This is a genomic window from Prescottella defluvii (assembly GCF_000738775.1).
Classification (GTDB): domain Bacteria; phylum Actinomycetota; class Actinomycetes; order Mycobacteriales; family Mycobacteriaceae; genus Prescottella; species Prescottella defluvii.
On the sequence record NZ_JPOC01000046.1, the window covers coordinates 77,364 to 96,567 of the forward strand.

At 69.1% G+C, this 19,204-nt stretch carries 20 protein-coding genes and 1 pseudogene; 11 read left to right on the plus strand and 10 right to left on the minus strand.

From position 1 onward, the window contains the following. Window positions 1-34: 34 nt before the first annotated feature. Both IJ15_RS0117305 and IJ15_RS0117310 read left to right on the plus strand, forming a co-directional pair. Window positions 35-2,209: an AAA family ATPase gene (locus IJ15_RS0117305; protein ID WP_031939601.1), complete on the plus strand. Its 2,175-nt coding sequence runs from the start codon at window positions 35-37 to the stop codon at window positions 2,207-2,209. Continuing rightward, window positions 2,206-3,552: a hypothetical protein gene (locus IJ15_RS0117310; RefSeq protein ID WP_031939602.1), complete on the plus strand. Its 1,347-nt coding sequence runs from the start codon at window positions 2,206-2,208 to the stop codon at window positions 3,550-3,552. Before IJ15_RS0117305 ends, IJ15_RS0117310 begins: the two co-directional genes overlap by 4 nt. Window positions 3,553-3,615: 63 nt before the next feature. On the opposite strand, the gene IJ15_RS0117315 is transcribed toward IJ15_RS0117310, so the two are convergent. Beyond that, window positions 3,616-4,038, minus strand: a complete 423-nt coding sequence (locus IJ15_RS0117315) for an NUDIX hydrolase (RefSeq protein WP_031939603.1) — start codon at window positions 4,036-4,038, stop codon at window positions 3,616-3,618. A gap of 197 nt (window positions 4,039-4,235) precedes the next feature. Here IJ15_RS0117315 and IJ15_RS0117320 point away from each other — a divergent pair, with 197 nt between their 5' ends. From IJ15_RS0117320 to mnhG, 6 genes are read left to right on the plus strand one after another with little or no spacing between them, the layout of a single operon-like run. Then, window positions 4,236-7,073, plus strand: a complete 2,838-nt coding sequence (locus IJ15_RS0117320) for a Na+/H+ antiporter subunit A (protein ID WP_031939604.1) — start codon at window positions 4,236-4,238, stop codon at window positions 7,071-7,073. Next, complete coding sequence (locus tag IJ15_RS0117325) at window positions 7,070-7,630, plus strand: Na(+)/H(+) antiporter subunit C (protein ID WP_031939605.1); 561 nt, start codon at window positions 7,070-7,072, stop codon at window positions 7,628-7,630. Before IJ15_RS0117320 ends, IJ15_RS0117325 begins: the two co-directional genes overlap by 4 nt. Continuing rightward, window positions 7,627-9,228 (plus strand): Na+/H+ antiporter subunit D, encoded by a 1,602-nt coding sequence (locus IJ15_RS0117330; protein WP_031939606.1) that lies wholly within the window; start codon window positions 7,627-7,629, stop codon window positions 9,226-9,228. Before IJ15_RS0117325 ends, IJ15_RS0117330 begins: the two co-directional genes overlap by 4 nt. Next, entirely contained in the window at window positions 9,225-9,797 is a 573-nt protein-coding gene (locus IJ15_RS0117335) for a Na+/H+ antiporter subunit E (protein ID WP_031939607.1), read from the plus strand. The genes IJ15_RS0117330 and IJ15_RS0117335 overlap by 4 nt, the downstream gene beginning before the upstream one ends. Continuing rightward, on the plus strand, window positions 9,794-10,054 hold the full coding sequence (locus tag IJ15_RS0117340) for a monovalent cation/H+ antiporter complex subunit F (protein WP_031939608.1): 261 nt from the start codon (window positions 9,794-9,796) through the stop codon (window positions 10,052-10,054). The genes IJ15_RS0117335 and IJ15_RS0117340 overlap by 4 nt, the downstream gene beginning before the upstream one ends. Continuing rightward, window positions 10,051-10,389, plus strand: a complete 339-nt coding sequence (mnhG, locus tag IJ15_RS0117345) for a monovalent cation/H(+) antiporter subunit G (RefSeq protein WP_031939609.1) — start codon at window positions 10,051-10,053, stop codon at window positions 10,387-10,389. Before IJ15_RS0117340 ends, mnhG begins: the two co-directional genes overlap by 4 nt. 58 nt (window positions 10,390-10,447) lie before the next feature. On the opposite strand, the gene IJ15_RS0117350 is transcribed toward mnhG, so the two are convergent. The 5 genes from IJ15_RS0117350 to IJ15_RS0117370 all read right to left on the minus strand — a co-directional run bounded on the left by IJ15_RS0117350 (window position 10,448) and on the right by IJ15_RS0117370 (window position 14,771). Beyond that, a complete protein-coding gene (locus IJ15_RS0117350; RefSeq protein ID WP_031939610.1) occupies window positions 10,448-11,779 on the minus strand; it encodes a phosphatase PAP2 family protein in 1,332 nt (443 codons plus the stop codon). Between the two features lie 24 nt (window positions 11,780-11,803). Next, complete coding sequence (locus IJ15_RS0117355; RefSeq protein WP_031939611.1) at window positions 11,804-12,922, minus strand: glutamate--cysteine ligase; 1,119 nt, start codon at window positions 12,920-12,922, stop codon at window positions 11,804-11,806. Window positions 12,923-13,038: 116 nt separating this feature from the next. Continuing rightward, window positions 13,039-13,731, minus strand: a complete 693-nt coding sequence (gene sodC, locus IJ15_RS0117360) for a superoxide dismutase[Cu-Zn] (RefSeq protein ID WP_031939612.1) — start codon at window positions 13,729-13,731, stop codon at window positions 13,039-13,041. A 62-nt stretch (window positions 13,732-13,793) separates the two neighbouring features. Next, window positions 13,794-14,372, minus strand: a complete 579-nt coding sequence (locus tag IJ15_RS0117365; RefSeq protein WP_031939613.1) for a LytR C-terminal domain-containing protein — start codon at window positions 14,370-14,372, stop codon at window positions 13,794-13,796. Window positions 14,373-14,444: 72 nt separating this feature from the next. Further along, entirely contained in the window at window positions 14,445-14,771 is a 327-nt protein-coding gene (locus tag IJ15_RS0117370) for a DUF3263 domain-containing protein (protein ID WP_031939614.1), read from the minus strand. A 221-nt stretch (window positions 14,772-14,992) separates the two neighbouring features. Here IJ15_RS0117370 and IJ15_RS0117375 point away from each other — a divergent pair, with 221 nt between their 5' ends. From IJ15_RS0117375 to IJ15_RS0117385, 3 genes are read left to right on the plus strand one after another with little or no spacing between them, the layout of a single operon-like run. Beyond that, complete coding sequence (locus IJ15_RS0117375) at window positions 14,993-15,598, plus strand: peptide deformylase (RefSeq protein WP_031939615.1); 606 nt, start codon at window positions 14,993-14,995, stop codon at window positions 15,596-15,598. Continuing rightward, window positions 15,585-15,830, plus strand: coding sequence for a putative acetyltransferase (locus IJ15_RS0117380; protein ID WP_231569569.1), 246 nt, complete (start codon window positions 15,585-15,587; stop codon window positions 15,828-15,830). Before IJ15_RS0117375 ends, IJ15_RS0117380 begins: the two co-directional genes overlap by 14 nt. Window positions 15,831-15,860: 30 nt before the next feature. Then, window positions 15,861-16,661 (plus strand): exodeoxyribonuclease III, encoded by an 801-nt coding sequence (locus tag IJ15_RS0117385; RefSeq protein WP_031939617.1) that lies wholly within the window; start codon window positions 15,861-15,863, stop codon window positions 16,659-16,661. Window positions 16,662-16,667: 6 nt separating this feature from the next. Here the strand turns inward: IJ15_RS0117385 and IJ15_RS0117390 are convergent, their stop codons facing one another. The 4 genes and pseudogenes from IJ15_RS0117390 to IJ15_RS0117405 form a co-directional block, all read right to left on the minus strand. Then, the gene (locus IJ15_RS0117390; RefSeq protein ID WP_031939618.1) at window positions 16,668-17,015 is read right to left on the minus strand and encodes a GNAT family N-acetyltransferase; all 348 of its coding nucleotides are present in this window, start codon (window positions 17,013-17,015) and stop codon (window positions 16,668-16,670) included. 91 nt (window positions 17,016-17,106) lie between these two features. Next, complete coding sequence (locus tag IJ15_RS0117395) at window positions 17,107-17,466, minus strand: GNAT family N-acetyltransferase (protein WP_031939619.1); 360 nt, start codon at window positions 17,464-17,466, stop codon at window positions 17,107-17,109. A gap of 403 nt (window positions 17,467-17,869) precedes the next feature. Further along, window positions 17,870-18,478 (minus strand): hypothetical protein, encoded by a 609-nt coding sequence (locus IJ15_RS26100; RefSeq protein ID WP_031939620.1) that lies wholly within the window; start codon window positions 18,476-18,478, stop codon window positions 17,870-17,872. Between the two features lie 84 nt (window positions 18,479-18,562). Beyond that, window positions 18,563-19,204: pseudogene (locus IJ15_RS0117405) on the minus strand (hypothetical protein); the annotation flags it as partial.

The following is a 19,204-nucleotide window of genomic DNA, read 5'->3' on the forward strand; positions in this document are numbered from 1 at the left end:
GGGGAGAACCGGACGCCGCACTAGGCTGGCAGACGTGACCTCCCCCGAACTGACGCTCACGGTCCGACTCAACACGTCCGCCGCGGACGCCCGACGCGGTGTGGTGCGCCTGCACCCCGAGGCCCTCGCCGCGTTGGGGCTGCGGGAGTGGGATGCGATCACGCTCGTCGGGGCCCGGCGGACCGCCGCGGTCGCCGGACGCGCACCGGCCGGAACACCCACCGGCACCGCACTGCTCGACGACGTCACCCTCTCCAACGTCGGACTGCGCGAGAACGCGACCGTCGTGGTCACCCCGGCCACGGTGTACGGCGCACGCACGGTCACCGTCAGCGGTTCCACGATGGCGCAGCAGTCGGTCTCGGACACCACGCTGCGGCAGGCACTGCTCGGCAAGGTCCTCACCGTGGGCGACGCCGTGTCCCTGCTGCCGCGCGACCTGGGCCCCGGCACCAGCACCGCGTCCGCGACGCAGGCCCTGTCGCGGACCTTCGCGGTGACGTGGACGTCGGAACTGCTCACCGTCACCGGCGTCGACCCGTCGGGTGGTCCGGTGAGCGTGCAACCGAACTCGGCGGTGAGCTGGGGTGCGGGGGTGCCGGACGCGACACCCGCGCCGACGGCGGCCCCTCCGGCGGTGACCGAACCGCACACCGCCGACGTCGTCCCGGTCGAGGACCTCGTCGGCGCGCACGCCCAGGCCGCGAAGCTCTCCGAGTGGCTCACCCTCGCGCTCGACGAACCCGAACTGCTGCAGAAACTCGGCGCCTCACCGCACCTCGGGGTCCTCGTCACCGGCCCGGCCGGGGTCGGCAAGTCGATGCTGGCCCGGTCCGTTCTCGCGAAACGCCGGGTCGTCGAGGTCGACGGTCCCGGTGTCGGTGCGGCCGAGGCGCAGTCGCGGCTCGAGCAGGTGACCGCGGCCGTCGACGCCGTCCGCTCCGGCGGGGTGCTGCTCGTCACCGACATCGACGCGCTGCTGCCCGCGACCCGCGAGCCCGTCGCAACGATGATCCTCGACCAACTTCGCCGCGCCGTCGACACCGAGTCGGTCGCATTCGTCGCCACCACCGCGCACCCCGAGAGCCTCGACGACCGGTTGCGCGGACCGGACCTGTGCGACCGGGAACTGTCACTGTCGCTGCCCGACGGCGCCGGGCGCCGGCAGCTGCTGGAACTGCTACTCCGCAAGGTCCCGACCGCCGACCTCGATCTCGCCGAGATAGCTTCGCGCACTCCCGGTTTCGTCGTCGCCGACCTGGCTGCCCTGTGCCGGGAGGCGGCCCTGCGGGCGGCGTCCCGCGCGAGCAGCGCCAAGACCGAGCCGCGGCTGACCCAGGACGACCTGACCGGCGCCCTCGACGTGATCCGACCGCTGTCCCGTTCGGGCACAGAGGAACTCGCGATCGGTAGCATCACCCTCGACGACGTCGGCGACATGGTCGAGACCAAACAGGCACTCACCGAGGCGGTGCTGTGGCCGCTGCAGCATCCGGACTCGTTCGCACGCCTGGGCGTCGACCCGCCCCGCGGTGTCCTGCTGTACGGGCCGCCCGGCTGCGGCAAGACGTATCTCGTTCGCGCCCTGGCCAGTTCGGGTCAGCTCAGCGTGCATGCCGTCAAGGGTGCCGAACTGATGGACAAGTGGGTGGGCTCGTCGGAGAAGGCGGTGCGCGAGCTGTTCCAGCGCGCCCGCGATTCGGCACCGTCACTGATCTTCCTCGACGAGGTCGACGCCCTCGCGCCGCGCCGCGGACAGAGTTCCGACTCGGGCGTCTCCGATCGCGTCGTCGCCGCACTGCTCACCGAACTCGACGGCGTCGAACCGCTGCGCGACGTCGTCGTGCTCGGTGCCACCAACCGCCCCGACCTCATCGACCCCGCACTGCTGCGGCCCGGACGACTCGAGCGCCTGGTGTTCGTGCCGCCGCCGGACGCGGACGCGCGCAAGGAGATCCTGCGGACGTCGGGCAGGTCGGTGCCGCTCGCCGACGACGTGAACCTCGACGCGCTGGCCGAGGACCTCGACGGCTACTCGGCCGCCGACTGCGCGGCGCTGCTGCGCGAGGCCGCCCTCGCGGCGATGCGACGCGACGTCGACGCCGCCGACGTCACCGCCGCCGACGTCGCCGCGGCGCGAGAGAAGGTGCGGCCGTCCCTGGATCCCGATCAGGTGGCGCATCTGAAGGCGTACGCGGAGAACCGATGACAGCGACCTTCCGGACGGCCCAGACGACCCTGGCCACTGCGGCCGCCCTGTTCTCCGGGGCCCTGGGCACGTTCGTACTCATCAGCCCGCGCGAGTGGCGCGGCGAGTTCAACGCGTCCGGCCGCCAGATGGAGTCGTGGCTCGACACGCTTCCCACCGCCGTCGCGATCGGCACCGTGGTGGCCGTCCTCGCGTACGCGGCACTGCAGCGTGCGGGGTCGGTCCGGCCGGCCTGGATCTCGGGGGTCGTCGCATCCGCCGTGCTGATCGCTGTTCGACTCTCGGTGTCCGGCGCCGGCGGCGTCGACCAGTTGACGCTGCTCCACTACACCAAGTGCGTGGCGGCCGGGGTGCTGCTGGGCGCGGCCGTCGCCGCGGCGTGGGCGCGCCCGCTCCCCCGATTCGCCCTCGTCGTCGGGGTCGCGGCGACGTTCGTCGTCGCGCACACCGCACGCGCCGACTGGACGCCGAGCACCTCCGCACTCGGCGAACCGTTCTGGTGGGTGCTGGTCCCCACGCTCGTGCTCGCGGCGGTGTGCGCGGTGGTCGACGCCGACGGCCCGGCCGAGTCCGAACGTGACATCACGCTTCAGGCGATCGCGGCCGTCGCGACGCTCGCGCTCGCACACCGCCTGCTGGGCGCGTGGATCGACGGGCAGACCACGAACTCGCGGCTGCAGCTGTGGACGGTCCTCGCGGTCGGTCTCGTGCTCGTGGTGGCGCTCACCGAGTTCTGGGCCCGACGTCTCGACAGCCCGTTCCTGCTCGCGGCGACGGCCGTGGCCGCGGCGACGCCGTTCGTCACGACGCTGATCTCCCGCACCGTCACCCAGGACTACCTGCGGGAGGAGTCGTGGGTGCTGGTCGTCGTGGGGTTCGCGGCGGTAGCGGCCAGCGCCGCGGTCGCCCGGTGGCGGCCGGCGCCCGTGCTCGGCCTGGCCGTTCTCGCGCTGATCCCGCTGTCGGCGGTCATCGATCCGAGCCCGGGGAACGGTCGGGTGTGGGTCCTCGTCCCGCTCGCGGTCCTCGGTGTCGGCATCGGAGTCGCCCTGGGGTCGACCCTGCCCGACAGCGGCGCCCTCGCGTCGCTGGGGCTCGTGGTGCCGCTGCTGTCGCTGGTGTTCGCGGAGGTCGTCGGCGTCACCAGCAGGTTCGTGTTCTACAGCGGTTCGTACGAGCCGCTGCCCGATGTGCCCCCGTCCGAGGGCTGGACCGCGATCTCGTTCGACAGCCCGGTCACCTTCGACCGCGGCGCGGCCGTCGCGATGCTGCTGGTCGTCGTGTTCTGCGCGCTCGCGATCCGCGGGCACCGAGCCCAGCCGTCGGTCCCGCGCCCGGAGTGACCTCCCGCCCGCGCGATCGCGTCCGCGGGAGGTCAGTTCGGGAGCGGCGCCGGGAACCCGGCGTCAGTCGACGAGGTTCAACTCCCGCAGCCGCGCGAAGACCAGTCGAGAGCCCGGCGCGGTCTCGGGCATCGCGGTGTACTCGGCTTCGGTGAACCAGCGGATCTCGGCGACCTCGCTGGTGGCGCGCGGTTCGTCGGTGAGTTCGGCGAGGAAGCACGTCATGTGCAGTCGGGTGCCGGGTCGGTGCCCGAATGCCTCCGCCTCGAAGACTCCGAGTTCGCGCACCGTCCCCTCGACGATCCCGGCATCGAGTTCCTCGCGGACCTCCCGGTGCAACGCCTGTTCCGGCGTCTCACCCGGGTCGATCTTGCCGCCCGCCATGTAGAAAGCGGTCTTGCCCACCGACCGGGCCTGCAGCAGGCGGCGGTCCCGAATGTGGGCGAGGGCGGCGGTTCGGATCACGGTGTGGTTCTCGTCGGACACCTGTCGCAACGTACCCCCGCCACGGTTCCGTCACTCGCCCACCACGACTTGCCCGCCCCGTACCGGGTGATTCTCCGATTCGGACACTCAGTAAGATGGACCCCGCAGTCCACTTCACTAGCTAAGCGAAGGGTCTGCCCGACTCTCGGTTATACCGATTCGTCACCCCGCCGCCCGACCACCCGACGGAGTGCCATTTGCTAGTCGTATTGATCGCCCACGCGATTGCCGCCGTTCTGGCTCCTCTCGTCGTGCGATCAATAGGACGCAACGCGTTCTTCCCGCTCGCACTGGTACCGCTCGCGAGCCTCGGCTGGGTCATCGCGAACTGGGGCACCGAACAGAGCCTGAGCATCCAATGGGTTCCCGGCCTGTCGATGAACATCGACATGCGGTTCGACTCCCTCGCCGCGATCATGTCGGTGCTGGTCCTGGGCGTCGGCGCGCTGATCCTCGTGTACTGCGCCCGCTACTTCAAGGACGACGAACCCCGCCTCGGCATCTTCGCCGCCGAGATGGTCGCGTTCGCGGGCGCCATGTTCGGCCTCGTGACCAGCGACAACATGCTGATCCTCTACACGTTCTGGGAACTGACGACGGTGCTGTCGTTCCTGCTCGTGGGCCACTACGCCGAGCGCGCGACCAGTCGCCGCGCCGCCACGCAGGCCTTGCTCGTCACCACCGCCGGCGGCCTGGCGATGCTCGTCGGAATCATCATGCTCGGCCAGCAGGTGGGCAGCTACAACCTGTCCGACGTGGTTGCGAACCCGGCGAGCGGATGGCTCGCGAGCGTCGCGATCGTGCTGATCCTGGTCGGTGCGCTGTCGAAGTCGGCGATCGTCCCGCTGCACTTCTGGCTGCCCGGCGCGATGGCCGCCCCCACCCCGGTCAGCGGATACCTGCACGCGGCCGCGATGGTGAAGGCCGGCATCTACCTGGTGGCACGTCTGGCCCCCGGCTACGCCGATTCGCCGCCGTGGCGGGTCACGATCATCGTGCTGGGTCTGGCGTCGATGCTGCTCGCCGGTTGGCGCGCGCTGCGCTCGTTCGACCTCAAACTGGTGCTCGCGTTCGGCACCGTCAGCCAACTCGGGTTCCTGATGGTGCTCGTCGGGGTCGGTTCCCGCGACGCCGCCTTGGCCGGCATGACGATGGTCGTCGCGCACGCGATGTTCAAGGCTGCACTGTTCATGGTGGTCGGCATCATCGACCACACCACCGGCACCCGCGACATCCGCAAACTCGCACACCTCGGACCGCGCGCCCCGTGGCTGGCGACGATCGCCGCGCTCGCTGCCGCGTCGATGGCGGGTCTGCCGCCGTTCCTCGGGTTCGTCGGCAAGGAAGCCGCACTCGAATCGATCATCCGCGCGGACATGGTCGAGCCGTGGATCCGCACCACGGTCCTCGTGGCGATGGCGCTGGGCTCGATTCTCACGGTCGCCTACAGCATCCGGTTCGTGTGGGGCGCGTTCGGCCGCAAGCGGCTGCGCCAGCCGAGCCCATCCGTCGCGAACATGCACGTCCCGAGCGCCCTGTTCCTCGCGCCGCCCGCGTTGCTCGCGGTCGCCGGCCTGGCCGCCGGACCACTGTCGCCGCAGCTCGAGAAGCTGCTCACGCCCTATTCGACGACGCTGCCCGCGGGCCCGCACGCCGACTACCACCTGGGCCTGTGGCACGGCTTCAACACGCCGCTGCTGCTCACCGTCGTCATCGTCACCTTCGGTACGTTGCTGTTCGCCGCGCACCGCGGGGCCGTTCAGCGTCTGCGGTTCCAGCATCCGCCGCTCGGCAACGCCGACCGCGTGTACGACGCGACGCTGCGCGGCATGGACACGCTGTCGATGCGGCTCACCGGTTTCACGCAGCGTGGTTCGCTGCCGCTGACGCAGTCGACGATCCTCGCGACGCTCGTGCTGCTGCCGGTGATCCTGCTGGCGCTCCGCACCGACGTGTGGGCCGAGATCCGGCTGTGGGAGTCACCGCTGCAGCTCACCGTCGGGCTGATGATGATGGCGGCGGCGCTGGCCGCGACGGTGCTGCGCAACCGCCTCGCCGCGGTGATCCTCGTCGGGCTCAGCGGCTACGGCTGCGGCGTCATCTTCGCGCTGCACGGCGCCCCGGACCTGGCGCTCACCCAGTTCCTCGTCGAGACGCTGACCCTGGTGATCTTCGTGCTGGTACTGCGGAAGCTGCCCGCCGAGATCGACGAGCGTCAGGCCATCGGCTTCAGGCTGCCGCGCGCAATCCTCGCGGTCGGCGTCGGCGCCGCCGTCACCACCATCGCCGCGTACGCGATGAACGCCCGCAACTCGGTGCCGATCCACCTGCAGCTCCCCGAGGCGGCCTACGACCTCGGCAACGGCCGCAACGTGGTGAACGTGCTGCTCGTCGACATCCGCGCGTGGGACACCCTCGGCGAGATCTCGGTGCTCCTGGTTGCCGCGACCGGCGTCGCGAGCCTGGTGTTCCGGCACCGCCGTTTCGGGACGGCGCCACGCGTGTCGGACGCACCCTCCGTCGTGCAGGATGCGGCGTCGTCGAGCACGGAGACGACGTGGCTGCGTGGCGGCGACCTCATCGACCCGCGGCACCGGTCGCTGGTGCTCGAGGTGACCACACGGCTGATCTTCCCGACGATGATGGTGCTGTCGGTGTACTTCTTCTTCTCCGGCCACAATGCGCCCGGTGGCGGCTTCGCCGGCGGTCTCACTGCGGGCCTGGCGCTGGTACTGCGCTACCTCGCCGGCGGGCGTTACGAACTCGGCGAGACGGTGCCCATCGACGCCGGCAAGATCCTCGGCCTCGGTCTCGCGCTCGCCGCGGGCACCGCGCTGACGTCACTGGTCCTGGGCGCGCCGCCGCTGTCGTCGGCGGTGTTCGAGGTGACGCTGCCGCTGCTCGGTCACATCAAACTCGTCACCGCACTGTTCTTCGACCTGGGGGTGTACCTGATCGTGGTGGGCCTGGTGCTCGACGTGCTCCGCAGCCTCGGGGCCCGCCTCGACGCCCAGGAGGAGGTGAATGCCCGATGAACGCCGACCTCGCGACACTGATCCTCATCGGCGTCCTCACCGCCGCCGGCGTGTACCTGCTGATCGAACGCAGCATCACCCGCATGCTGCTGGGTCTGCTGCTGGTCGGCAATGCCGTCAACCTGCTGATCCTCACCGTCGGCGGCCCGGCCGGCAATCCCCCGATCGTGGGACGCGAGTCGGTGCACGAGGAGATGGCCGACCCGCTGGCGCAGGCGATGATCCTCACCGCGATCGTCATCACGATGGGCATCGCCGCGTTCGTGCTGGCCCTCGCCTACCGCTCGTTCAAGATCAACACCGCAGACCGGGTCGAGGACGACCCCGAGGACACCAAGGTCTCCAAGCGGCGCACCCCGGCCGAGGCGCCGGACCGCGACCGCTCCGACGACCCGATCACCGGCGCGCCCAGCAAGAGCGGCGACGCCTTCGACTCGGAAGGCAACCCGATCCCCGTCGACCAGCTCGAGGACCCCGAGGACTACACGGCCTACGAACAACTGCACACCGACGACGAGGCAACCGAGGCAACCGAGACGCCGGGGGGTACGCGATGACGCTCTCCCCCGAACTCATCGGGACCCTGACGCCGCTACCGGTGCTGATCCCGATGATCGCCGCGGCGGCCACGCTCATCGTCGGCCGCCGGCCCACCGCGCAGCGCTGGATCACCCTCGCCGCGCTCATCGGCGTCACCGGCGTCTCGGCGATGCTGCTGTACCTCGCGGACCGGCACGGCACCACCGCGATCCAGGTGGGCGGCTGGGACACCCCGATCGGCATCACGCTGGTCGTCGACCGACTGTCGGCGCTGATGCTGCTGGTGTCGTCGATCGTGCTGCTCGCCGTCATGATCTATTCGATCGGCCAGGGCATCCGCGACGGCCACGAGCACCAACCGGTGTCGATCTTCCTGCCCACGTACCTGGTGCTGACCGCGGGCGTGTCCAACGCGTTCCTCGCCGGCGACCTGTTCAACCTGTACGTCGGATTCGAGGTGCTGCTCGCCGCGAGTTTCGTGCTGCTCACCCTCGGGGCGAGCGCCGACCGCGTCCGGGCCGGCGTCTCGTACGTCATGGTGTCGATGGTGTCGTCGCTGATCTTCCTGTGCGGCATCGCGTTCGCGTACGCCGCGACGGGCACGCTCAACCTCGCGCAGATGGCGCTGCGGTTCGACGACATCCCGGTCGGCACCCGCATGGCGATCTTCGGTGTGCTGCTGGTGGCATTCGGCATCAAGGCTGCGGTGTTCCCGCTGTCGACGTGGCTGCCCGACTCCTACCCCACCGCCCCGGCCCCGGTCACCGCGGTGTTCGCGGGCCTGCTCACCAAGGTCGGCGTGTACGCGATCATCCGCGCCCACACGCTGCTGTTCCCGCAGGGCGAGCTCGACAACGTCCTGATGGTGTGCGGTCTGCTCACCATGATCGTCGGCATCCTCGGCGCCATCGCGCAGAGCGACATCAAACGTCTGCTCTCGTTCACCCTGGTCAGCCACATCGGCTACATGATCTTCGGCGTCGCACTGTCCACCCAGTCCGGCCTGTCCGGCTCGGTGTACTACGTGGCGCACCACATCATCGTGCAGACCACCCTGTTCCTGGTGGTGGGTCTGATCGAACGGCAGGCCGGGTCGTCGTCGCTGCGCCGCCTCGGCGGTCTCGCGGCCGCCAGCCCGGTGCTCGCGATCGTGTTCCTGATCCCCGCGCTCAACCTCGGTGGCATCCCGCCGTTCTCCGGGTTCATCGGCAAGATCGCGCTGCTGCAGGCCGGTGTCGCGCATCCGAGCGTGCTGTCGTGGCTGCTCGTCGGCGGCGGCACCGTGACCAGTCTCCTGACGCTGTACGTCGTGGCCCGCGTGTGGACCAAGGCGTTCTGGCGGGCCCGCGCCGACGCCCCCGAGGGCGAACTCGCCGACGTGAGCCCGTCGGCGCTGATCGACGAATCGGAGGAGGACATCGCGTTCGTCGATCGCAAGGACGTGGGCCGGATGCCGGTGTTCATGCTGGTGCCGACGATCGGCCTGGTCGCCGTGGGCCTGGCGCTGACGGTGTTCGCGGGTCCGATGATCGGCATCAGTGACCGGGCGGCGAAGGACCTGCAGAATCGGGACGTCTACATCACCGCTGTACTGGGCGAGGGAGGTGACCGATGACCCGCGAACGCGTACTCCGCGTCGGCATCCTGGCCTGGCTGACGCTGGTGTGGATCCTGCTGTGGGGCACGTTCAGCATCGCGAATCTGCTCGGTGGACTCGTCGTCGGCCTGTTGATCATGTGGCTGCTGCCGTTGCCGCGGGTTCCCGTCGAGGGACGTGTGCACCTGGTGTCGATGGTCAAGCTCCTCGGGATGATCGTCTTCTATGCGGCGCAGTCGAGTGCGCAGGTCGCGTGGCTCGCGATCCGTCCGGGGCCGCCCCCGGTCACGGGTGTGCTGCGCTGCAAGCTCGGCATCAAATCGGATCTGGTGCTGACGCTGTGCGTCGACGTGCTGAACCTGATCCCCGGCACCATGGTGATCGAGGTGGACCAGTCGCGCCGGGCGGTGTACGTCCACGTTCTCGATGTCGGCACGACCAAGGCCGTCGACCAGTTCTACCGGACCACCCGTCAGCTCGAGCGCCTGTTCATCGCCGCGTTCGAGCGGGATTCGGACTGGCAGCCGGCGCCGTGGCACCTGCGGGACTACGAGTACCACGAAGAGGGCAGGGAGGATCGCGCATGACCGCCGTGATGATCATCGCCGGAGTGATGCTGGTGGCGGCGGCGCTGCTCACCACCTACCGGCTGCTCGCGGGGCCGAGCAGTCTCGACCGTCTCGTCGCGATGGACACCCTCGTCGCCACCGCCATCTGCGGGTTGTCGGTGTGGGCGGCGTACACGCGGGACACCACGATCGTGCCGGCCATCGTCGCGCTCGCCCTGGTCGGTTACGTCGGCTCGGTCAGCGTGGCCCGGTTCCGGGTGAGTGACGACTCGTGAACGGCTTCCTCGACGTCCTCGCGGCGATCTGCATCCTGCTCGGATCGTTCCTCGCGCTGACCGCTGCGATCGGCATCGTCCGCTTCCCCGACACCCTCTCGCGGATGCACGCGGCCACCAAACCTCAGGTGGTCGGGCTGGTGCTGGTGCTGGTCGGCGCGGTGATCCGCCTGCACGGCAACGTCGACATCTGGATGCTCGTGCTGATCGGGCTGTTCACGCTCCTGACGGCGCCCGTCATCGCGCACAGCGTCGGCCGCGTCGCCTACCGCGAGCAGCGCGGCCGCGACGGCCTGCTGATCAACCGCGACGAGGATCCGGGCACGTTCCGCTAGCTCGCGTTCTGCGCACTCGTCGCGCCGACGCCGTCCCCAGCCCCCGCGTTTTGCGCACTTAACGCGCGGTCGGGGCGTCCTCCGGGGCCGACAAGTGCGCAAATCGCGAGGAGGCGGGGACGCGATAGAACGTGCGCCAGTAGTCGTAGGCGAAGAGCGCCGGGACACCGAGGAGCAGCGGCGCCGACACGATCGGGTACTCGGCGATCTCCACGGCGAGGAATCGGTAGCTCAGCAGCAGTGCCGCCAGCAGGGCGGCGCCGGACACGACGATCCGCACCCGGAACCAGCCCCAGCCTCGCTCGGGAGCGCGCAGGGCGGACTCGAGCGTCAATGTGAGGACGGCGCCGGCGATGAGGTCGACGGCGTAGTGGTAGCCGAAGCCGAGGGTTGCGGCGAGCGTGCACACAAGCCAGAACGTGCCGCCCCAGCGCAGCCAGAGCGGGCCCTGCCGGGAGTGCAGGAAGATCGCGAGCGCCCACGCGGTGTGCAGGCTGGGCATGCAGTTGCGGGGGGTGGCGTCGTCGAACGGCATCGCCGTCGGCGTGACGTCGAACGGGACGACGGACGGCCAGAAGTCGCCGACCTGGAAGCCGTTGCCGTCGGCGCCGAACGCGAAGATGGGTCCGACGACCGGGAACAGGATGTAGAACACCGGCCCGATCAGCCCGATCAGCAGGAACGTGCGGACCAGGTGGTGCGACGGCCAGCCCTTGCGCAGCTGGTAGAGCGCGACGACGATGGCGGCGACGGGCAGCTCGATGTACACCCAGTGCAGGACGGCGTAGCCGACGGACCCGGTGGCGTCGACGATGTTGCCCATCACCCACGACGGGTTACCGAGCGCGTGGTCGGCGAGCTGGACGTACTGGTCGAGGACCTGCGGGCCGGCGAGGACGGTGATGTGCAGCCACACGTCGCCGAACTTGGTGGCGACGATCAGCAGCGCGCCCAGCCCGACGCCCATGAGCGCGTTGCGGCGTTGCTCACCGGACCATTTCCAGCCCGCCCAGACGCCGATCGCGGTCAGCACGATCACCGCACCGTTGCCGACGGTCAGCGGACCGCCCGCGAGGTACCGGACCGCGGCGACGACGACGTCGATCGCGACGGCAGTCGACAGTGCCAGGACCCGCTGCCGGTTGGTGAGCCCCACCATCGCGAGCGCGAGTCCGGCCCACGGCACGGACGCCGACTTGGGGGTTCCCACGAAATCGTCGAGGAGGCTCTCCAGCGGCCCTTGGAAGCCGCGGGACGACGCGAAGACCTGCAGCGCGATGAGGGCGGCGACACCGGCCGCGACGACGCCACCGAGGAGGAGATTTCGGGTTCGTTCGTCGAGCCGTCTCGGCTCCGTCCGCGCGCCACCGTCCACTAACACGCCGTTCATAGTAAACGGCGGGTGAATCGGCTCTTACGTGTCCAGTTCGTCGACGAGGGAGCGGACGACGGCGCGCAGGTCACCTCCGGTCGCGGCGGCCACTTTGCGCTGACGTTGGTACGACGCTCCGCGGCGCGGGATGTCGGCGACCCGGGCGAGTTCGTCGGCGCAGCCGAGGCGCACCGCGGTGGGGGTGAGTTGTTCGAGCAGATCGTGAAGGTCGTCGGTGACGGGCCGTTCCCGGTTGTCGGCGCCGAGGATCACTTCGGCGTCGAGGCCGTACCGCGCTGCGCGCCACTTGTTCTCCTGCACGTGCCACGGCGGCATGGACGGCAGCGTCTCCCCCGATTCGAGTCGGGTGTCGAGGTGCACGACGAGACAGTGGACGAGGGCGACGAGGGCGCTCAGTTCGGAGCGGGAGGAGACGCCGTCGCACACGCGGACCTCGATGGTGCCCCAGCGCGGTGCGGGCCGGATGTCCCAGTGCAGGCCGCCGAGATTTTCGATGACGCCGGTGGTGAGTTGGTCGTCGACGTAGCCCTCGAACTGCGTCCAGTGGTCGAACTGGAACGGCAGGCCGGCGGTGGGCAACTGCTGGAACATCAGGGCACGGTTGCTGGCGTAGCCGGTGTCCACGCCGGTCCACATCGGCGACGACGCCGAAAGTGCAAGCAGGTGAGGATATTTCAGCAGCAACGCGTTGAGGATCGGGAACACCTTCTCCTTGTTCGAGATCCCGACGTGCACGTGCACACCCCAGATGAGCATCTGCCGACCCCACCATTGGGTGCGTTCGATCAGTTCGTCGTAGTGGGGGGTGCGGGTGAGCAACTGGGTGGACCACTGCGCGAACGGGTGGGTGCCCGAGCACATCAGGTCGACGCCGAGCGGGTCGGCGGCCCGGCGCACCAGCGACATCGTCTCGGACAGGTCGTCCATGGCCTCGCCGACGTTGTCGCAGATGCCGGTCACGAACTCGACGGTGTTGCGCAGCAACTCCTTGGTGACGCGGGGCTTGTCGGCGAGCCCGCCGACGGCGTCGAACACCTCGGCGGCGGTGTTGGACAGATCGCGGGTGGTCCTGTCGACCAGCGCGATCTCCCATTCCACCCCGAGGGTCGGACGAGGTGAACCGGCGAAGGGAACTCCCACGCAACCGATCCAACCACAGCGTTCCGCACCCCGCACGGCTCCGGAAATCCGCTGGCAGACGCGGAACGGCGGGGCCGTGGTGGCCCCGCCGTCCGGGTTGTTCAGGTGGCTCGGTGTCAGCCGTTGATGACGCCGCAGGCGACGCGTGCACCGGCGTCACCGGTGGCCAGGGTCTCCTGGTCCGGGGCGGGCGCGTAGCGGGTGGGGATGTTGGCGAAGTTGTCGGCGCCCGCGTGGATCATCAGCGCGGTGCCCTTGCCGCCGTTCTTCAGGTCCGCGAGGGTGAAGGAACTGGTGGTGGTGACGAGGTAGCCCTTGCCGTCCTCGCGCACCTCGAGCGAGGTGAGGTCACCGCTGGCCGGGTGGCCGGTGTGGCCCTCGACCTGGAGGTGGCCGCCGGCGGACAGGAAGTTGCCGGGCTCACCGCCGGTGGGGGCGACGGAGTTGGGCTCGCACTTGCCGACCGAGTGGACGTGCAGGCCGTGGAAGCCGGGCGTCAGGCCCTGCGCGTTGACGGTGACCTGGACGTAGCCGTCGCCTTCGGAGAACGACGCGGTGCCGGCGTCGGCGCCCTTCGCGTCCTTCAGCTGCACCTCGACGGTGCCGGCCTCGGTCGCGGAAGCATGTGCGGAGCCGCTCTCGGCGTGATCGCCCGCGGGGGCGGGGGAACCCGTCCACACCGGCGGGGTGGTGCCGGGGACGTCGCTGGGCTCCTCGTTGTTCGAGCATGCGGTCAGTCCCAGGGCCGCGATCGCGACCAGGGGGGTCACGACGCGCCAGGACTTGCGACGGGTGGAATGCGAGGCCATCGAACCGCTCCTTCGAGGTGGTTGAAATCTGTCGATGATCATAACCAGCGGGTTTTCGCGGGCTAGTTGGAGGTGACGATCACGATGACACCGGGCGACGCGCTGGCGATGCCGGCGAAACGCGGTTCCGCGGTGACTCCCAGTTCCGCCGCGAGGGCCTGAGCGGCCTGCTTCTCGGCGGCGGTGTCGCCGTAGTACACGGTGGTCTTCTGGATCAGTCCGTAGCTGTAGTTGCCGGTTTCGGACACGGTCCAGCCGTTGGCCGCGAGTTCGTCGGCGGTCTGGCCGGCGAGACCGGAGACGGTGCTGTTGTTGAACACCCGAACCGGAACGGACTTGTCGACGCGGGCGGGCGCGGTGGCCGACACGGAACTGGTGACCGGCGCGGAACTGACCGCCGTCGTCGTGGCCTCGACCTCGGTGGTCGTGGTGACGGGTGCGGCCGTGGTGGTCCGCACGGCGGCGGGCGCCGCGGCGGGTGCGGAGGTGGTGGTGGCGGCCGCTTCGGATGCGGCGTCGTCGGAGTCCGAGCCCCCCAGGGAGGCGGCGCCCAACCCGGCGAAGAGGATCGCGAGGGCGATCAGCACCATCGCGAGGGCTCGCAGCGGGGGGCCTGACGACTCTGGGTTCGGGGTGGTCACTGTTCCGACCTTAATCGGCGCGTCCGACTGTTCTCGTAACGAGGTGACGACGGCCGGGGATTGAATGGCGGCTTACGTGGAGATGTCGAAGCCCAGCCGGCGGGCGGCGCGAGCTTTCTGCCGACTGGCCCGCAGGCGACGCAGGCGCTTGACCAGCATCGGGTCGGCGGCGAGGGCCTCGGGGCGATCGACGAGCGCGTTGAGCACCTGGTAGTAACGGGTGGCCGACATGGAGAAGCGTTCCTTGATGGCCTCTTCCTTGGCCCCGGCGTACTTCCACCACTGCCGCTCGAAGGACAGGATGTCGTGTTCGCGGCGGGTGAGGCCGTCCTCCCCGACCTCGCTGTTCGACGCGCCGTCGCTGCGTTCAGACTGGTTCCGGGCTGCTGCGCCGTCCATCTCACTCCTCGACTGCTGATCCCGCCCGGCCCCGCGTACCGCGCCCCCTGGTGGGCCCGAACGGATCAGGCCGAACGTCGCGCTCGGGTATGCGGCCGACCGGCCCCCCGATCACGAATTACACCGATGTTCTTCCTGGTCATTGAACCACGGTCACGGCGAGGGTGACGGGGTTCCAGGGGGACGCGCCGCGAATATCACGCCCACTATCCTTGGTGACCATGGCAATTCTTCCGATCCGCATCGTCGGCGATCCCGTCCTGCACGAGCCGACCAAGCCCGTCGCCGAGTCCCCCGCCGAACTCGCCGATCTGATCCGCGACATGTACGAGACGATGGACGCCGCGAACGGTGTGGGTCTGGCCGCGAACCAGGTCGGTGTCGCCAAGCGCCTGTTCGTGTACGACTGCCCCGATGTCGACGAGACCGGCAAGTCGACCCGTCGCCGCGGCTGCGTGGTCAACCCGGTGCTGGTGACGTCGGAGATCCCGGAGACCATGCCGGACGAGGACGACGACGTCGAGGGCTGCCTGTCGGTTCCCGGTGAGCAGTTCCCCACCGGCCGCGCCGACTGGGCCAAGGTCACCGGCACCGACGAGGACGGCAACCCGGTCGAGATCGAGGGCCACGGCTTCTTCGCGCGGATGCTGCAGCACGAGACCGGTCACCTGGACGGCTTCCTGTACGTGGACGTGCTGATCGGCCGCAACAAGCGCGCGGCGAAGAAGACGATCAAGCGTGAGGGTTGGGGCGTGCCGAACCTGAGCTGGACGCCGGGCACGGTGGACGACCCGTTCGGTCACGACGAGGACGATGACGAGGACTGACCCTCCACCGGGTCCGCCGGTGATCGGCGGCCGGGTGGTGGTGCGGTATCGCCTGCCACCCGGGGGCTCGCATCCGCTCACCGACGTGATCGGCACGCTCGAGCAGCTCGAGCCGACGGTGGTGGTCCGCACCGCCGACGACCGCGTGGTGGAGATCGAGCGCGCCGACGTGGTGCGCCTCAAGGCTCTGGGCCCCAAGCCGGTGCGCCGGTCCGACGGCCGGGTTCGGTGACTGTCGGGGTAGCTGACTACCCTCTCCGGTGTGCGTATCGCGACGTGGAATGTGAACTCGGTCCGTGCCCGAACCGACCGGATCGTGGACTGGCTGGCCCGCACCGACACCGATGTGTTGGCGATGCAGGAAACCAAGTGCAAGGACGAGCAGTTCCCGTACGAGCGGTTCACCGAGGCCGGCTACGAGGTGGCGCACGTGGGCCTGAGCCAGTGGAACGGCGTGGCGATCGCGTCGCGGATCGGGCTCGAGGACGTGCAGGTCGGGTTCGCGGACCAGCCCGGGTTCAACAAGGATCCGGAGGCGGAGGCCACGCGGGAGGCCCGCGCGATCGGTGCGACGGTGGGCGGGGTGCGGGTGTGGAGCCTGTACGTGCCCAACGGCCGCGAGCTGACGGATCCGCACTACGTCTACAAGCTGGAGTGGCTCGCGAAGCTGCGCGCGGACGCGGAGGGCTGGCTGGCCGGCAACCCGGACGCACAGATCGCGCTGATGGGCGACTGGAACGTGGCCCCCACCGACGAGGACGTGTGGGATCCGGCGTTCTTCGCGGACAAGACACACACGTCGCAGCCGGAGCGGGACGCGTTCGACGCGTTCGCCGACGCCGGATTCGCCGACGTGGTGCGCCCGCATGCACCCGGTCCGGGCGTCTACACCTACTGGGACTACACGCAGCTGCGGTTCCCCAAGCGGCAGGGCATGCGCATCGACTACGTGCTGGGGTCCCCCGCGTTCGCGGCGCGGGTCACCGGCGCGCACATCGACCGGGACGAGCGCAAGGGCAAGGGCGCGAGCGATCACGCGCCGGTCGTGGTCGATCTGGCCTGATCAGGGTCACTGCTCGTCGAGCAGGTCCAGGTACTCGGTGTGCGTGCCGAGGAATCGCGTGACGTAGGTGCAGACCGGACGGATCCGGGTGCCCTCGCTGCGGGCGCGGTCGAGCACGGCCCGCACCAGTACCGCCGCCCAGCCGCGGCCGCTTCGGTCCTCGCGGACGACGGTGTGCAGCAGGGTGAGCACGTCGCCGGACGGACCGGCGCTGTCGCGGCGATAGCCGAGGATGCCGACGAGGTCGTCGCGCACCCAGAGTTCGTAGCGCTCGTGCGGCGGGCTGTCGACGATCCGGACGGCGTCGGCGACGGCGCCCGCTGTTCGTGGGGATTTGCTGTTCACGTTTCCCATGAAACCGGCCGAACCGCCGGCACCGGGTCCGTTTCGGGACGGGTGGGGCGGTTCGATGCCGATCCTTGACCGCGGCGTGGCCGCGCGTCGATCAGTTCAGCGAGATCGCGTCGGACGCCTCGGGCGGCGCCATCAGATCGAGGTACTCCGGATTGGCCTCCACGAACCGCTGCACGTACGTGCACACCGGGCGCACGCGCCAGCCGTAGTCGCGGGCCCGGTCCAGCGAGCGCCGCACCATGACGGCGGCGAGCCCACGGTGCCCGAAGTCCTCGACGACGACCGTGTGCATGAACGAGACGACGGCAGCAGGTTTCCGTGCGCCGCGGCGAACGGCCGGTGAGGTGTCGTAGTAGCCGACGATTCCCACCAGGTCTCCGTTGAGCCGCAACTCGAAGCGGTTCTGGTCAGCGTTGTCGGTCACGTCGGCGCTGGGCGAATCGGCGAACACGACACCTCCTCGGGACGCTTTCGATGCAACAATGTGATCCACGCCACTATTAGTACAGGCGTTCGCCGCAACCTGTCATGCATTTGACCGAATCCGTTCGACACCAATTCCGAGCCCTCCGGATCGCGCATACGTAGGCAGCGGAGACGCATCCCGAAGGCGGCACAGAATTCGATACCATCCGACCGGTTCTTCTTGCTGTCGACACAATCGATTCACCCGGCCATCCGATACAGATTGGCCAACACACCAGAGCCACCCGACCGATCCCCTGCACCACCAAAGCGCACCACCGAACAGTCGCTTCTCGAAGAGCCTTCAGCTGAATACTTTTCGATCCGATCCGTCGACCGTCCCGGTACCCACCCACGTGGATACCGGGACGGTCTAGGTCAGATCAACGTCACGGCGTGACGTCGATTCCCGGCGAGAAGGTCAGCTTGCCCGTCAGGGTAGCCGTACCGGGACCTGCCGGCGGGCACACTCCGCCACCGGTCGAGTTGAAGTTGACCGTCCCGGAGTTCGAGGCGGTCACCGACGGCTTCGCGTACGGCAGCGGCCCGATGGTGCTCGCCCCCAACGTGATCGAGCAACCACTCGACGGCACCGTGACCACCGCGCCACCGGCGGGGATGATCAGTGAACCCTGGGGTGATGCACCATCGTTGTCGAACTTCAGCTTCCAGGTCCCGCTGGCAGCGACCGTCGCAGGCTGCCCGTTGAGCGTGCAACTCGACAGACTCACGCTGCTGATGTTGATATCGATCCCGCCAGTGGACGGGTTGACGTTGCCGGGTGCAGCCGGGGTAGTTCCGGTGCCGGACACATTCGTGCAGCGCATGGTGTACCCGGGAGTGGTGGTGATGATCCGAAGATCACTGCTCGTTGCGGTGACCGGCGTGCCGGCGGGAGTGATCGTTGTCGACGCGTACGACAGCCCCACAGCCGTCAACGTCGCGGCCGCAGCGACGGCCAGAACTGCGCTACCCCGATTGAGAACCTTCGTTGCCATTCGGTTCTCCTTCATGTGAGGTGTAGCCCCGCTCGGATGAACGGTCGAGTGAACAGGCTTCGATGAATCAATTCGATTGCCGTACTACGACAGCTCCCATCCCGCGGCGTTGTAGACAGAGCTGGTGGTGGACAGGGAATTGCCCGCACCACCCGACGGCAGGCCGGCCCGTTGATTGACGGCCCAGTTCAGCGAGCCGAAGAGCCCACATCCGGCGGCTCCGGGCACCGCAAAGTTGGTGGCCTTGTGTGTTGCCTGGGGCCAGACCCCGCCCGGAACGCCGGGAACTGTATCCGAAATCCACTGCGCAGCACCAGCATCTTGGAGCGCAAGCGAAAGCCGGATCGGATTGGACGCAGAACCGATGTAACAGTTGTTCCCCAGGAGCGGGTTGGTCAACTTCAACCGAACCGGAAGCTCGACACCGAGGGTGTACGGCTGCACCGACGGCAAGGCCACGGCTTCGACCGTCGCCTGGATGGCCGTCGGGCCGAAGTCCTCGGACGAACCCGTTCCGAGTGCGCCACCGGGGACACTGATCGACTTCGAGTACACACCGAACTTGCCGTCATTGGCGGCCGGAACGAAGACCTGATTGGTCGGGTGTGTCGGATCCGGCTGACTGACGCCGCCGGCAATCATCAGGCTTCCATCCGCAATCTGGACGTTGAGGCTGCCGACACGCATAGTGCCGTCCCTGACCACGACCGTCATACAGGTGCCCAG